The sequence below is a fragment of the Bradyrhizobium sp. LA6.8 genome, from assembly GCF_040547935.1.
Taxonomy (GTDB): Bacteria; Pseudomonadota; Alphaproteobacteria; order Rhizobiales; family Xanthobacteraceae; genus Bradyrhizobium; species Bradyrhizobium barranii.
This window is the reverse complement of the sequence record NZ_JBEPQQ010000002.1, coordinates 112196-126591: the sequence shown is the minus strand read 5'-3', so window position 1 is coordinate 126591 and position 14396 is coordinate 112196. Positions and strand designations below refer to the sequence as shown.

At 64.3% G+C, this 14396-nt stretch carries 12 protein-coding genes; 7 read left to right on the top strand and 5 right to left on the bottom strand.

Going from position 1 to position 14396, the window contains the following annotated elements:
- Positions 1-66: 66 nt before the first annotated feature.
- The 4 genes from ABIA90_RS07695 to ABIA90_RS07680 all read right to left on the bottom strand — a co-directional run bounded on the left by ABIA90_RS07695 (position 67) and on the right by ABIA90_RS07680 (position 3365).
- Positions 67-849, bottom strand: coding sequence for a molybdopterin-binding protein (locus tag ABIA90_RS07695; RefSeq protein WP_354118443.1), 783 nt, complete (start codon positions 847-849; stop codon positions 67-69).
- 72 nt (positions 850-921) lie between these two features.
- Entirely contained in the window at positions 922-1551 is a 630-nt protein-coding gene (locus tag ABIA90_RS07690; RefSeq protein ID WP_354118442.1) for a cytochrome b/b6 domain-containing protein, read from the bottom strand.
- A gap of 183 nt (positions 1552-1734) precedes the next feature.
- The gene (locus ABIA90_RS07685) at positions 1735-2289 is read right to left on the bottom strand and encodes a fasciclin domain-containing protein (protein WP_014490676.1); all 555 of its coding nucleotides are present in this window, start codon (positions 2287-2289) and stop codon (positions 1735-1737) included.
- Positions 2290-2603: 314 nt separating this feature from the next.
- Positions 2604-3365 carry an SDR family oxidoreductase gene (locus ABIA90_RS07680; protein ID WP_354118441.1) on the bottom strand — a complete coding sequence of 254 codons (762 nt, stop codon included), beginning with the start codon at positions 3363-3365 and terminating at the stop codon, positions 2604-2606.
- 95 nt (positions 3366-3460) lie between these two features.
- Here ABIA90_RS07680 and ABIA90_RS07675 point away from each other — a divergent pair, with 95 nt between their 5' ends.
- Positions 3461-4990 carry a malonate--CoA ligase gene (locus tag ABIA90_RS07675; protein WP_135213891.1) on the top strand — a complete coding sequence of 510 codons (1530 nt, stop codon included), beginning with the start codon at positions 3461-3463 and terminating at the stop codon, positions 4988-4990.
- A gap of 171 nt (positions 4991-5161) precedes the next feature.
- Here the strand turns inward: ABIA90_RS07675 and ABIA90_RS07670 are convergent, their stop codons facing one another.
- Complete coding sequence (locus ABIA90_RS07670; RefSeq protein ID WP_354118440.1) at positions 5162-6022, bottom strand: sulfite exporter TauE/SafE family protein; 861 nt, start codon at positions 6020-6022, stop codon at positions 5162-5164.
- A gap of 508 nt (positions 6023-6530) precedes the next feature.
- Here ABIA90_RS07670 and sdhC point away from each other — a divergent pair.
- From sdhC to ABIA90_RS07640, 6 genes are all read left to right on the top strand, one after another.
- Positions 6531-6929, top strand: a complete 399-nt coding sequence (sdhC, locus tag ABIA90_RS07665) for a succinate dehydrogenase, cytochrome b556 subunit (RefSeq protein WP_028151914.1) — start codon at positions 6531-6533, stop codon at positions 6927-6929.
- The gene (sdhD, locus tag ABIA90_RS07660; RefSeq protein ID WP_028151915.1) at positions 6926-7330 is read left to right on the top strand and encodes a succinate dehydrogenase, hydrophobic membrane anchor protein; all 405 of its coding nucleotides are present in this window, start codon (positions 6926-6928) and stop codon (positions 7328-7330) included. The genes sdhC and sdhD overlap by 4 nt, the downstream gene beginning before the upstream one ends.
- Before the next feature lie 3 nt (positions 7331-7333).
- Positions 7334-9169, top strand: a complete 1836-nt coding sequence (sdhA, locus tag ABIA90_RS07655; protein WP_354118439.1) for a succinate dehydrogenase flavoprotein subunit — start codon at positions 7334-7336, stop codon at positions 9167-9169.
- Between the two features lie 25 nt (positions 9170-9194).
- Positions 9195-9977 carry a succinate dehydrogenase iron-sulfur subunit gene (locus tag ABIA90_RS07650; protein WP_028151918.1) on the top strand — a complete coding sequence of 261 codons (783 nt, stop codon included), beginning with the start codon at positions 9195-9197 and terminating at the stop codon, positions 9975-9977.
- Between the two features lie 191 nt (positions 9978-10168).
- Positions 10169-12325 (top strand): ATP-binding protein, encoded by a 2157-nt coding sequence (locus ABIA90_RS07645; RefSeq protein ID WP_354118438.1) that lies wholly within the window; start codon positions 10169-10171, stop codon positions 12323-12325.
- A 52-nt stretch (positions 12326-12377) separates the two neighbouring features.
- Positions 12378-14336, top strand: coding sequence for an ABC transporter ATP-binding protein/permease (locus ABIA90_RS07640; RefSeq protein ID WP_354118437.1), 1959 nt, complete (start codon positions 12378-12380; stop codon positions 14334-14336).
- The last annotated feature ends 60 nt before the right edge of the window (positions 14337-14396 follow it).

Genomic DNA, 14396 nt, shown 5'->3' with positions numbered 1-14396 from the left:
CCGCCTTCGCTCTTCGAGCTATGGCGGACAAGTCGCTTTGCCCACCCTACGGCAGCGGGGCTGGCGTCAGCTCCCGCTGAACGAATTGTACCCCTGGTCTTCCCAGTAGCCGCCCTTGTAGTCGTTGGTGACTTCCATCGAGACCACGTATTTCGGGTTCTTGAAGCCGAGTTTTGTCGGCACGCGGATCTTCATCGGGAAACCGTAGGCGCGCGGCAATATCTCGTTGGCGTATTTGAACGTCATCTGGGTCTGCGGATGCAGCGCGCTGCGCATGTCCAAGGGCGAGTTGTAGCCGTCCTTGTCGGCGCACTGGAACCAGACGTATTTCGCACGCGTATCGGCGCCGATCAGCTTGAGGAAATCGCGCAGCGGCGTGCCGGTCCAGCTTCCGATCGCGCTCCAGCCCTCGACGCAGATGTGTCGGGTGATCTGCGTGACCTGCGGCAGCTTGTAGAGCTCGTCCAGCGTCCAGGACTTCTTGTTGTCGACGAGACCGCGCACCTCGAGCTTCCAGTCGGCGCCGTCGACATCGGGCGCATCGTCGAGATCGTAATAGGCGTTGAACGGGAACGGTTTTGTGATCGCGCTTTCCGGGAAGGTCGGCGCCAGCGCGTCGGGATTGAACATCCAGGCCTGCACGGCGTCGTTGAACTTCGAGATCTTCGCGAGCAGGGTATCGGCCGACGAGGAATCGACGACGTCGCAGCCGGTGAGCAGCGTCAGCGCGCCGAGGCTGGCGCCGCCGGCGATGAAGCGGCGGCGGGTGAAGTCCGGCATGGACTTGAGGGAGTCCTTGATCAGCAGCCGCTTGTCGACGCCGGGGATGAGGAATGAGCGCTTGGCCATAACGGGTCTCACATATTTATCTTGAGCATGATCTTGTCGGAAAACCGGTTCCCACTTTTCCGGATCATGCTCTCAGCGACCAATGATCATCGCGCGCAGGCTCTTCGGCACCAGCAGCGCGAGCAGGACGTGAATGACGAGGAAGGCGCAGATCGCGGCCATGCAGAAGAAATGGACGTAGCGCGCGGTCGGATAATCGCCGAACAGCATCACGAGATAATAGAGCTGCACCGGCTTCCACATCGACAGGCCCGACAGCACGATCAGCACGCCAACCACGATGATGCCGGCGTAGAGTGCCCGCTGCACGTAATTGTAGACGCTCAGATCGTCATGGCCGAGCTTGAAGGTCAGGGCAGCCCTGACGTCGTGGAGCACACCGGACGGCGTGATCGGCAGCAGTTTTTTGCGGAAGCGGCCGGTGGCGAAGCCGGTGATGAGATAGGCGAGGCCGTTGATCATCAAGAGCCACATGGCCGCAAAGTGCCAGAGCAGGCCGCCGCCGAGCCAGCCGCCGAGGGTATATTCGCGCGGGAAACTGAAGCCGAACAGCGGCGAGGCGTTGTAGATCTGCCAGCCCGACAGGATCATCAGGATCATGGCGACCGCATTGGTCCAGTGCATGACACGGACCCAGGCCGGCTGGATCACTTTGGCGGGGGTGGCGCTGACCTGCTCGTCGCTGACTGTGAGGCTCGACATGATGGTTCCGTCCTGAAGGTCGTCTGACACCGAATATACGCCGATACTTCCGCTTTCGTTACGCCCCCGCACGACGGCGAATCGAGTCTGCGGGCGACCGTGGTCACAATAAAGCGAGCCGGGTGCCCCCGGCTCGCCGTCTCAAAGCATCCTGTTCGGGGGATGAAACAGGGGTGGGCGGTGTTACGTCGCCGGCATCAGCACGGTATCGACCACATGGATCACGCCGTTCGACTGGTTGACGTTGGAGATCGTCACCATCGAGGTGCCGCCCTTGGCATCGACGATCCAGACCTTGCCGTCCTGCTTCTTCACGGTCAGTTCCTCGCCTTCGGCGGTCTTCATCTTCTTGCCGTCGGTGAGGTCGGAGGCCTCGAGCTTGCCGGGCACGACATGGTAGGTGAGGATCTTGGTCAAGGTCGCCTTGTTCTCGGGCTTGACCAGATTGTCGACGGTGCCGGCCGGCAGCTTGCCGAAGGCGGCGTTGGTGGGCGCGAACACCGTGAACGGGCCCTTGCTTTCCAGCGTCGGCACCAGGCCGGCCGCCTTCACCGCCGCGACCAGCGTGGTGTGATCCTTGGAGTTGACGGCGTTCTGGACGATGTTCTTGGACGGGAACATCGCGGCGCCACCGACCATGACGGTCTTCTCCTCGGCGCGAACAGGCGCGACGACGGTCGCGGTGATGGCCAGGGCGCTGAAGGCGGCGGCAGCGAGATAGGCAATACGCTTCGACATGGAGAGTCTCCCGATTGAATTGTGACCGGCAATGGCCGGTGCTTGAGTTGGGCAACAACGGCGCCTGCGACCTTTTGGCGTGAAGCAGCAGTGCCGTCGTTGGACCGAACTACGGGAGGGTTCGCGATGGGGTTTCGGGAAATAATTTATCGTGATGCGTGAAACTAAGCGGGGGTACGTTCGTGTGTGAGCGAGCGCGCCACACATCTCAGGGCCGTAGGGTGGGCAAAGGCGCGCATGCGCCGTGCCCACCATCTCTCGCTCGATTGAGATAGGCATGGTGGGCACGCTTCGCTTTGCCCACCCTACAAGGCTCAATCCCTGTTGTTCGGCGTCTGAATGAATCCGCGATTATGCGTCGGGCTGATCAGGAGCTCGTTGATGCAGACGCGCGGCGGCATGCTGGCGATGAACGCGATGGTGCGCCCCAGATCTTCCGATTGCAGCATCTTGGCCTGCTCCTCCTCGCTCGGCACCACCGGGCGCAGCTTCAGGATCGGGGTCGCCACCTCGCCCGGCATCAGGCAGCAGGCGCGCAGGCCGTTGACGCATTCGTCCATGTTGAAGGAATGAGTCAGCGCCAGCACCGCATGCTTGGTTGTGGTGTAGGCCGGGCCCGGCATCTTCGAGACGTGGCGGCCGGCCCAGGACGAGACGTTGATGATCGAGCCATCCTGCTGCTTGCGCATCGTCGGCAACACCGCGCGCATGCAATACAGCACGCCGTTGAGATTGACCTGGACAAGCTTGTCCCAGCCCTCCAGTTCCATGTCCTTCCAGCTCCGCTTGGGGACATTGATACCGGCATTGTTCACGAGCAGGTCGATGCGGCCGTGCTTCGCGACGATTTGGTCGACCGCCTTCTGGGCTTCGGCGGCGTTGGACACATCGAGCGCAATGGCCTCGGCCGCCCCGCCTGCCCCAGCAATCCTGGCAACCACGGTATCCAGGGCGTCCTTGCGGCGGCCCGAGACCACGACTATCCAGCCGTCGGCCGCGAGCGCCTCGGCGCCGGCCTCCCCGATCCCGCTGCCGCCGCCCGTTACCCAGGCCACGCGTTTCCCGTTTTTTGTCATGCAAACTGTCTCCGTTGCTTCATTGGGGCGGTTTTTGCTAATCCAGCCCTCGGTTTTGACCGGCCTTGTTTGCCTTGCGGTCGAGGAAATCTTGCATGAACCAAGCTGCCAACGCCAACCTGTTTTCCCGCCTGTTCGACGGTCTGGACGATCCCAAACGCCTCGCGGTCGAGACGCAGGACGGCGGCCGTATCAGCTATGGCGATCTGATCGCGCGGGCCGGGCAGATGGCGAACGTGCTGGTCGCGCGCGGCGTGAAGCCCGGCGACCGCGTCGCGGTGCAGGTGGAGAAATCGGTCGCCAATATCGTGCTGTACCTCGCCACCGTGCGGGCCGGCGCGGTCTATTTGCCGCTGAACACGGCCTATACGCTCAACGAGCTCGATTACTTCATCGGCGATGCCGAGCCGTCGCTGGTGGTCTGCGATCCCTCCAAGGCCGAGGGCCTCGCCCCGATCGCCGCCAAGGTGAAGGCCAAGGTCGAGACGCTCGGGCCTGACGGCAAGGGCTCGCTGACGGAAGCCGCCGACAAGGCCAGCAGCGAATTCGTAACCGTCTCACGGGCAAACGACGATCTCGCCGCGATCCTCTACACGTCGGGCACCACCGGCCGCTCCAAGGGCGCGATGCTGACGCACGACAATCTCGCGTCGAACTCGCTCTCGCTCGTCGGCTACTGGCGCTTCACCGACAAGGACGTGCTGATCCACGCGCTGCCGATCTACCATACGCACGGCTTGTTCGTGGCGACCAACGTGACGCTGTTTTCGCGGGCGTCGATGATCTTCCTGCCGAAGCTCGACCCTGATCTCATCATCAAGCTGATGGCGCGCGCCACGGTGCTGATGGGCGTGCCGACCTTCTACACGCGGCTGCTCCAGAGCTCCGCGCTGTCGCGCGACACCACAAGGCACATGCGACTGTTCATCTCGGGCTCCGCGCCGCTGCTCGCCGAAACCCATCGCGAATGGTCGGCGCGCACGGGACACGCGGTGCTCGAGCGCTACGGCATGACCGAGACCAATATGAACACGTCGAACCCGTATGACGGCGAGCGCGTGCCCGGCGCGGTCGGCTTTCCTCTCCCCGGCGTCTCCGTGCGCGTGACCGAGCCCGAGACCGGCAAGGAGCTGCCGCGCGACGAAATCGGCATGATCGAGGTGAAGGGCCCGAATGTCTTTAGGGGTTATTGGCGCATGCCGGAGAAGACCAAGTCGGAATTCCGGCCCGATGGCTTCTTCATCACCGGCGACCTCGGCAAGATCGACGACAAGGGCTACGTCCACATTCTCGGCCGCGGCAAGGATCTCGTGATCTCCGGCGGCTTCAACGTGTACCCCAAGGAAATCGAGAGCGAGCTCGACGCCATGCCCGGCGTGGTCGAGTCCGCCGTGATCGGCGTGCCGCATGCCGATTTCGGCGAGGGCGTCACGGCGGTTCTGGTCTGCAACAAGGGCGCCGACGTCACCGAAGCCGCAGTGCTGAAGGCGCTCGACGGAAGGCTCGCCAAATTCAAGATGCCCAAGCGGGTGTTCGTCGTGGACGAACTGCCGCGGAATACGATGGGCAAGGTGCAGAAGAACGTGCTGCGCGATACGTACAAGGATATTTACGCGAAGAAGTGAGTGTGGACTCGTCGAGGAGCCACCATACGACGCGCTGTCATGCCCCGCGAAGGCGGGGCATCCAGTATTCCAGAGACGGCTGTGATAGAACCGAGAGGCTGCGGTGTACTGGATTCCCCGCCTTCGCGGGGAATGACACTGAGGGTGTAGGACGCGCGCGCCCCAAACCTGTTAGTGCCCGCCCACCAAGCTCATCACGAACCGGCTGCCGACGATAAACAGATAGCACCCGAACGCCACCTCCAGCGTTCGCTTCGACATCGCGTGCGCGGCTCTCACGCCGAGCGGCGCTGTCACGAGGCTCATCGGCATCACCAGCACGGCGCCGATCAGCGAGACGTAACCGAGCGCGAACGGCACTTGCAGCGCTGCGACGGCCGGATAGGTCGCAGCCGCCGGCCAGCCGGCACAGATGTAGCCGAGCGCGCCGGGGATCGAGATCAGGACCGCGAGTGCCGACGAGGTCGCCACTGCCTGGTGGATGGGCCGGCCGTAGAACGTCATCAGCAGGTTCGAAAACAGGCCGCCGCCGATGCCCATCAGCGTCGAGAGGATACCGACGCAGAAGCCGTAGACGCGCATCAGCGGGCCTTTGGGCAGATCATTGCCGAACTTCCAGCCCTCGCGCGCGAAGATGAGACGCGCCGACGCGGAATAGGCGACGCAGACGAACACGATCTTGAACAGCTTCTCCGGCGCGTAACGCGCGATGACGCTGCCGGCGACGACGCCGATCACGATCGGCAGCCACCACACGCGCAGGATCGACATGTCGACGGCGCCGCGCTTGTAGTGCGCCTGGAACGAACGGATCGAGGTCGGAATGATCACCGCGAGCGAGGTGCCGATGCAGAGCGGCATGCGCACTTCGAGCGGCACGCCGGCGATGCGGAAGCATTCGTAAAACACCGGCACGAGAATCGCGCCGCCGCCAATGCCGAACACGCCGGCCAAGAATCCCGACAGCGCGCCGGTTGCGATCAGCAACAGCGCAAGCTCGACGATCTCCTTGATATCAAGACCTGCAATCACCCCTGACCTGCCCCGGCGACTGGTCGCAACTTCTCCGAAGTATGCGTTCGGAAAGCTGCGTGCGGAGCTTTAGGCGATCTGATTCTCGCGGTCGACACGCCACGTCTTGCGGCTGGGGTGGAATGCAAGGTGCGCATATCCGGACAGGGGTCAAACCGGGCCCGGGCGGGAGCGGATTGGTGCCGCCCAAATGGCGTTAGCGGATCAAAAGACCGGCCCCGGGCAGGTTTGGACGGCATGGTCCGTTTAGAGGCGTTCCAATAGCAATTTCAACGCGCATCGGTCTCTTCAGAACAAATGAATTTATATTCCTTTTTTCGTTGGCGGACCGAAGTGCTGGTATACCAAGCCACTGATTGGCCTTGCATCATCAACGCTCTAGAGCTGAACCGCGGTTCGATTTATGGCGATTTGGTGATTGCGCAGGCGAAATCGACTCCGTAAATAGAGCCGACCTTTCGCGATCCCCGCGTGCCCCCTGCTGGGCCGCAATAAACATCAAAAGCCCATGACCGCACGGATCGAACGACCGCTTTCCCCCCACATGCAAGTCTACCGCTGGACGCTGACGATGGCGCTGTCCATCGTCCATCGCGCCACCGGTATCGCGCTCTACGTCGGAACCCTGCTGCTGGCCTGGTGGCTGATCGCGGCGGCTTCCGGCCCCGCCGCCTATTCCCACGTCCAGGCCTTCACCGGCAGCATCATCGGCCGGCTGATCGTGTTCGGCTACACTTGGGCGCTGATGCACCATATGCTGAGCGGTATCCGGCACTTCGTGTGGGACCTCGGCTACGGCTTCAAGCCCAATGAGCGCGAGGCCCTGACCTGGGGCGCGCTGATCGGCGGCATCGTGCTCACGGTCCTGATCTGGATCATCGCCTATGCGATCGGAGGCGGACGATGAGCGCGACCGATACGCCCAAGCGCAGCATGCGCACCCCGCTCGGCCGCGTCCGCAATCTCGGCGCGGCGCATTCGGGTACGTCCGATTTCTGGCGCCAGCGCATCACCGCCGTCGCCATGACGCTGCTGATGATCCCGGTGCTCGTGATCATCATGATGCTGCTCGGCCGCAATCAGGCCGGCGCCGCGCAGATCCTCGGCTCGCTGCCGATCGCGGTGATCCTGCTGCTCTTCATCGCCGCCAGCGCCTGGCACATGAAGATCGGCATGCAGGTCGTGATCGAGGACTACGTCCATAACGAGAAGCTGAAGCTCATCTCGATCATGCTCAACAATTTCTTCTCGATCGCCGTCGCGCTCGCCTCGACCTACGCGATCCTCAAGCTTTCATCCGGAGTGTAACCCATGGCCACAGCGACGAATGGCAAGGGCAACGGCGCTCCCGCCACCAACGGCAAAGCCTATCCGATCGAAGACCACACCTATGACGTCGTCGTGGTCGGCGCCGGCGGCGCGGGCCTGCGCGCCGTGGTCGGCTGCAGCGAAGCCGGTCTGCGCACCGCCTGCATCACCAAGGTGTTTCCGACCCGCTCGCACACGGTTGCGGCGCAGGGCGGCATCTCGGCCTCGCTCGGCAACATGCACAAGGACGATTGGCGCTGGCACATGTACGACACCGTGAAGGGGTCGGACTGGCTCGGCGACCAGGACGCAATCGAATACATGGTGCGCAACGCGCCCGAGGCCGTCTACGAGCTCGAACATTGGGGTGTGCCGTTCTCGCGCACCGAGGACGGCAAGATCTACCAGCGCCCGTTCGGCGGCATGACCATGGACTACGGCAAGGGCCAGGCGCAGCGCACCTGCGCCGCCGCCGACCGCACCGGCCACGCCATGTTGCACACGATGTACGGCCAGTCGCTGCGTCACGCGGCCGAGTTCTTCATCGAGTTCTTCGCCATCGACCTGATCATGGACGACCAGGGCACCTGCCGCGGCGTCATCGCGCTCAAGTTGGATGACGGCACGCTGCACCGCTTCCGCGCCCAGACCGTGATTCTCGCGACCGGCGGCTACGGCCGCGCCTACGCCTCCTGCACCTCGGCACACACCTGCACCGGCGACGGCGGCGGCATGGTGCTGCGCGCCGGCCTGCCGATGCAGGACATGGAGTTCGTGCAGTTCCACCCGACCGGCATCTACGGCTCGGGCTGTCTTGTCACCGAAGGCGCGCGCGGCGAAGGCGGCTATCTCGTCAATTCCGAGGGCGAGCGCTTCATGGAGCGCTATGCGCCGTCCGCGAAGGACCTCGCCTCGCGCGACGTCGTCTCGCGCGCGATGACCATCGAGATCCGCGAAGGCCGCGGCGTCGGCAAGAAGAAGGACCACATCTTCCTGCATCTCGACCATCTCGATCCCGCGGTGCTCGCCGAGCGCCTGCCGGGCATCTCCGAATCCGCAAAAATCTTCGCCAATGTCGACGTGACGCGCGAGCCGATCCCGATCGTGCCGACCGTGCACTACAACATGGGCGGCATCCCCACGAACTATCATGGCGAAGTGCTGACCAAGCGGGACGGCGACGACAACGCCATCATCCCCGGCCTGATGGCGATCGGCGAAGCGGCCTGCGTCTCCGTGCACGGCGCCAACCGCCTTGGCTCCAACTCGCTGATCGACCTCGTGGTGTTCGGCCGCGCCGCCGCTTTGCGTCTTGCCGAAAAGCTCACGCCCAACGCCAAGCAGCCGGAGCTGCCGGCGAACTCGTCCGAGCTCGCGCTCGGCCGCCTCGACCATTACCGCTACGCCTCCGGCGGCACGCCGACCGCGAAGCTGCGCGAAGGCATGCAGCACGTGATGCAGAACAATTGCGCGGTGTTCCGCACCGGCGACATCCTGAGCGAAGGCCAGAACCTGATCGAGAAGGTCCACAGCGGCATCACCGACATCGCCGTGTCAGACCGCTCGCTGGTGTGGAATTCCGACCTGATCGAGACGCTCGAGTTCGACAATCTGATCTCGCAGGCGGTGGTGACGATGGACTCCGCCGCCAACCGCACCGAGAGCCGCGGCGCGCATGCCCGCGAGGACTTCTCCGCGCGGGACGACAAGAACTGGATGAAGCACACGCTGGCCTGGCTCGACGACAAGGGCAAGGTCAAGATCGAGTACCGCCCCGTTCACGACTACACCATGACCAACGACGTGCAGTACATCCCGCCCAAGGCGCGCGTGTACTGAGCGAACAGCGAAGGCCTTAATCGAAATGGTTGAATTCGCACTTCCGAAGAACTCCAAGATCACCGGCGGCAAGACCTGGCCGAAGCCGGCCGGCGCGACAGACGTTCGCGAATTCCGCGTCTATCGCTGGAATCCGGACGACGGCAAGAATCCGAGCGTCGACACCTATTACGTCGACACCCATGATTGCGGTCCGATGGTGTTGGACGGCCTGATCTGGATCAAGAACAACATCGACCCGTCGCTGACCTTCCGCCGCTCCTGCCGTGAAGGCGTCTGCGGCTCCTGCGCGATGAACATCGACGGCCAGAACACGCTCGCCTGCACCCGCTCGATGCACGACGTCAAGGACGGCGCGGTCAAGATCAACCCGCTGCCGCACCAACCGGTCGTGAAGGACCTCGTTCCTGATCTGACCAATTTCTACGCGCAGTACGCCTCCGTCGAGCCGTGGCTGAAGACGACCTCGCCGACGCCGCAGAAGGAATGGCGCCAGAGCCACGAGGATCGCGAGAAGCTCGACGGCCTCTACGAGTGCATCCTCTGCGCCTGCTGCTCGACCTCGTGCCCGAGCTATTGGTGGAACAGCGATCGCTATCTCGGCCCGGCCGCCCTGCTCCAGGCCAACCGCTGGGTCTCCGACTCCCGCGACGAGGCGACCGGCGAACGGCTCGACAATCTCGAGGACCCGTTCCGCCTCTACCGCTGCCATACCATCATGAACTGCGCCAAGGCCTGCCCGAAGGGTCTCAACCCGGCCGAAGCCATCGCCGAGCTCAAGCTCAAGATGGTCGAGCGCCAGATCTAAGCCTCATTCAAGCTACGGCCCCCCGGCCGCGACGGCCGGGGCATTCTACGATCAACCTCAGTTTGAGTAGAATTTGCCATAGCCCGTACCACGCGCGAACGTCCGGATTGCAACCTCCGGTTCCATCGACAAGCCGCTTCCTTCCCAGCGGGAATTTCAAGTAAGCTCTCCGGTCAGGGACCGGAGCGACTGTGCAGGGTGCGCAACGCAACTCGCTGAGACTGTTGCAGTGGATGATGGCGGCATCCCTGGCGCTGCCGATTGCACTGTTCGTCTTCACCTCCACGATCTCCTACACATCGACAAAGGACATCGCCGACCGCGAGATCGAGCGCACGCTCGATGTCGCCCATGAGCACGCGCTCAAGGTGTTCGAGACCATCGACCGCAGCTTGGCCGAGCTCAACGAAGTCGTGCGCGGCCTTCCCGACGAGGTCATCCGCTCGCGCGAACCGGCGCTGCACCGCCGCCTGAAACGGCTGACCGATGCGCTGCCGCAGCTCAAATCGGCCTGGATCTTCGACGCGAACGGGAAATCGCTGGTCAACAGTCTCGCCTCGCCACCGCAGGATCTGAGTTTTGCGGACCGCGATTACTTCTACGCCCATGTCGACCAGAACATTGGCACGTTCGTCGGCGCGGCCCTGACGCCGCGTCCGCCCTATCAGGGAGCACGCTTCTTCGGTATGAGCCGGCGCCGCGAAACCGACGATGGCAGCTTCATCGGCGTCATCCAGGCCTCCGTCCTGCCGGAATATTTCGAGAGCTTTTATGCCAGGATCGGCTCCGATCCCGGCAGCTTCTTCGCCATGGGACGCACGGACGGCGTGGTGCTCACCCATTTTCCCCGGCTCGACCGCGACTTCCGGCTCGATCCGACCGGACCGGTCGGGCAGCAGATCGCCGCTCACCCCGAGCACGGCCTCATCACCATCGCCTGGCCCTCGGACGGAATCGAGCGGCGCGTCGGCTACAGGCGCGTCGCCGAATATCCGATCTATGTCAGCGCCGGGCTAGAGACCGCGGCGATCCGCGCGCGCTGGCTCGCCACCATGGGCCAGCATCTAGTGTTCGGCATTCCCGCCACGGCGCTGCTGTTTCTGCTGCTTGCGCTCGCGTTCCGGCGCACCCAGCATCTCCACGCCGAGGCCACGGCGCGACGCGAGGCCGAGGAGGCGCTCAAGCACAGCCAGCGGCTGGAAGCGCTCGGCCAGCTCACCGGCGGTGTCGCGCACGACTTCAACAACCTCCTCACCGTGATCCGCGCCTCGGTCGACCTGTTGAACCGGCCGCAGCTGAGCGAGGAGCGGCGGCAGCGCTACATCAATGCCATTGCGGACGCGGTCGCGCGCGCCGCCAAGCTGACCTCGCAGCTGCTGGCGTTCGCACGGCGCCAGACGCTGAAACCGGAAGTGTTCGACGTCGGGGAGCGGATGCAGTCGCTGCACGACATGCTCGCTACGCTGCTTGGGCCGGCGATCGAGATCGGAATCCGGCTGCCGACCGAGCCTTGCCTCGTCAAGGCCGATGCCGGCCAGTTCGAGACGGCTCTGATCAACATGGCGACCAATGCGCGCGACGCCATGCAGGGCAAAGGCAGGATCACCTTCGCCGTGCAGGCGGCGGCGACCATACCCGATACATTGGTGCACGCCTCGGGCAGCCATGATCTTGCAGGCGGCGATGGCTTCGTCAGTGTCGCCGTCAGCGACACCGGCATCGGCATTCCCGCCGCACGATTGGGCCGCATCTTCGAGCCGTTCTTCACCACCAAGCAGGTCGGCCAGGGCACCGGTCTCGGCCTGTCGCAGGTGTTCGGCTTCGCCCGGCAATCCGGCGGCGAGGTGACCGTCGAGAGCGAGGTCGGCCAGGGCAGCACCTTCTCACTCTATCTGCCGCGCGTGCCGGCAGACCTGCTGCCGCAGCGGCAGGCGCCCAACACCGCACCGGCGGTGGCCGGCAGCGGCATGTCGGTGCTGTTGGTCGAGGACAATATCGAGCTCGCCAATTTCGCTGCCGACGGCCTCACCGAGCTCGGTTACAGCATCACTTTGGTGGACAACGCCACCGACGCGCTTGCCGAGCTCACCGTGGACACAGATCGCTTCGACGTCGTGTTCTCCGACGTGGTGATGCCCGGGATGACCGGGCTCGATCTGGCGCAGGCGATCCGCGAGCGCGGCATCCGCGTGCCGATCGTGCTGACCACCGGCTACAGTCAGGCCCTGTCACAAGATGGCGCCGCCGGCTTCGATCTCGTGCAAAAGCCCTATTCGATCGAGGAACTGTCGCGCGTTCTCCATCGGGCCGCGAGGCTCCGGCCGGTCCGCGACGGCGCGGCCGAGTGAGACTGGCGCGGAACCAACGGGAACCGATTGATTTGGTTCGCGTTATCCGCTCATGCACAAGCCGGCCGCAAAGCGCGAACAGGGCAGGAAGCCCCCCATTGTCGAGATCAAGGGCGAGAACGGCGACGAGGTCACGCCGCCGCCGCCGGAGGTTATTGAGCCCGATCCTGCACTCTCGCCCGAGGAGGCTGAGCAGGCTCGCAAGGACTATCTGCTGACGCGCTTCTGGATCAGCGCCCGCGGCTTCTGGGGCCGCAACGGCGACCGGCTGGCGTGGCTCTACTCGATCGGCCTCGTCGTGCTGATCGTCCTCACCGTCGGCTTTCAATACGGCATCAACGTCTGGAATCGCGCGATCTTCGACGCCATCGAGAAGCGCGAGGCGGCCACCGTCTTCCATCTCACGGCGGTGTTCTTCCCGCTCGCGATCGGCAGCATCGTGCTCGGCGTCGCGCAGGTGTTCGCGCGGATGGGAATTCAGCGCCGCTGGCGCGCCTGGCTCACGGCAAGCGTGCTGACACGCTGGCTCAAGAACGGGCGCTATTATCAGCTCAACCTGGTCGGCGGCGACCACAAGAACCCGGAATACCGCATCGCCGAGGATCTGCGCGTTGCGACCGATTCCCCGGTCGATTTCCTCGCCGGCGTGACATCGGCGCTGTTGTCGGCTGCGACCTTCATCATCGTGCTCTGGACCATCGGCGGCGCGCTCACGGTCACGCTTGCGGGATCGACCATCACCATCCCCGGCTTCCTCGTCATCGCCGCGATCCTGTACGCCGCGATCGCCTCGGGTTCGATCCTGGTGATCGGCCGGCGCTTCGTGCAGGTCTCCGAGGACAAGAACCAGGCCGAGGCGGATTTCCGCTACACGCTGACGCGCGTGCGCGAGAACGGCGAGAGCATCGCGCTGCTCGGCGGCGAGGAAGAAGAGCGCGGCGGCATCGACCGTAATTTCACCAACGTGCTGCGGCAGTGGGCGCGTTTGGCCGGCCAGCACATGCGCACAACGCTGGTCTCGCAAGGCTCGAGCCTTGTCGCTCCCGTGGTCCCTCTCCTGCTCTGCGCGCCAAAATTCCTCGACGGCAGCATGACGCTCGGACAGGTGATGCAGGCGGCCTCCGCCTTCACCATCGTGCAGAGCGCGTTCGGCTGGCTGGTCGACAATTATCCCAGGCTCGCCGACTGGAACGCCTGCGCGCGCCGCATCGCCTCGCTGATGATGTCGCTCGACGGCCTCGAGCGCGCCGAGCAGGGCGACGGCCTCGGCCGCATCAAGCGCGGCGAGACCGGCAACGAGGCCATGCTGGAGATGAAGGATCTCTCCGTCACGCTCGACGACGGCACGGCCGTGGTCGGCGAGACCGAGGTGGTGATCGAGCCGGGCGAACGGCTGCTGGTCGCCGGTGAATCCGGCACCGGCAAGAGCACGCTGGTGCGCGCCATCGCGGGGCTCTGGCCATGGGGCGGCGGCAGCGTCAATTTCCATCCCGACCGGCGCCTGTTCATGCTGCCGCAGCGGCCTTACGTGCCGTCCGGCAGCTTGCGCCGCGCGGTCGCCTATCCCGGTGCCGAGGACGACTGGACCGTCGAGGAGATCGGTGAAGCCCTGCACAAGGTCGGCCTCGACCACCTCAAGGAGAAGATCGAGGAAGAGGGGCCGTGGGACCAGACGCTGTCTGGCGGCGAGAAGCAGCGCCTCGCCTTCGCGCGGCTGCTGCTGCACAACCCCGACATCGTCGTGCTCGATGAAGCCACCTCCGCGCTCGACGAGAAAAGCCAGGACAAGATGATGCAGATGGTCACCGACGAGTTGCCGAAGGCGACCATCGTCAGCGTCGCCCATCGCGTCGAGCTGGAAGCCTTCCACAGCCGCAAGATCGTGCTGGAACGCCGGAAGGGCGGCGCAAAACTCGTCAGCGATATCGACCTGATCCCGCGCAAGGGCAAACGCAAGCTGCTTGGGCGATTCCTGAGGCAGCGCAAGGCCGCGCCAAAAAAGGCGGCGTGACACGCTGTCGTCCCAGGGCGTGCGAAGCGCGAGCCCGGGACCCATAGCCACGGGATTGAG

Bases quoted from the DNA above. Each gene is read 5' to 3' on its own strand.
- ABIA90_RS07695 (WP_354118443.1), bottom strand. From the start codon at position 849: ATGGCCAAGCGCTCATTCCTCATCCCCGGCGTCGACAAGCGGCTGCTG.
- ABIA90_RS07690 (WP_354118442.1), bottom strand. From the start codon at position 1,551: ATGTCGAGCCTCACAGTCAGCGACGAGCAGGTCAGCGCCACCCCCGCC.
- ABIA90_RS07685 (WP_014490676.1), bottom strand. From the start codon at position 2,289: ATGTCGAAGCGTATTGCCTATCTCGCTGCCGCCGCCTTCAGCGCCCTG.
- ABIA90_RS07680 (WP_354118441.1), bottom strand. From the start codon at position 3,365: ATGACAAAAAACGGGAAACGCGTGGCCTGGGTAACGGGCGGCGGCAGC.
- ABIA90_RS07675 (WP_135213891.1), top strand. From the start codon at position 3,461: ATGAACCAAGCTGCCAACGCCAACCTGTTTTCCCGCCTGTTCGACGGT.
- sdhC (WP_028151914.1), top strand. From the start codon at position 6,531: ATGACCGCACGGATCGAACGACCGCTTTCCCCCCACATGCAAGTCTAC.
- sdhD (WP_028151915.1), top strand. From the start codon at position 6,926: ATGAGCGCGACCGATACGCCCAAGCGCAGCATGCGCACCCCGCTCGGC.
- sdhA (WP_354118439.1), top strand. From the start codon at position 7,334: ATGGCCACAGCGACGAATGGCAAGGGCAACGGCGCTCCCGCCACCAAC.
- ABIA90_RS07650 (WP_028151918.1), top strand. From the start codon at position 9,195: ATGGTTGAATTCGCACTTCCGAAGAACTCCAAGATCACCGGCGGCAAG.
- ABIA90_RS07640 (WP_354118437.1), top strand. From the start codon at position 12,378: ATGCACAAGCCGGCCGCAAAGCGCGAACAGGGCAGGAAGCCCCCCATT.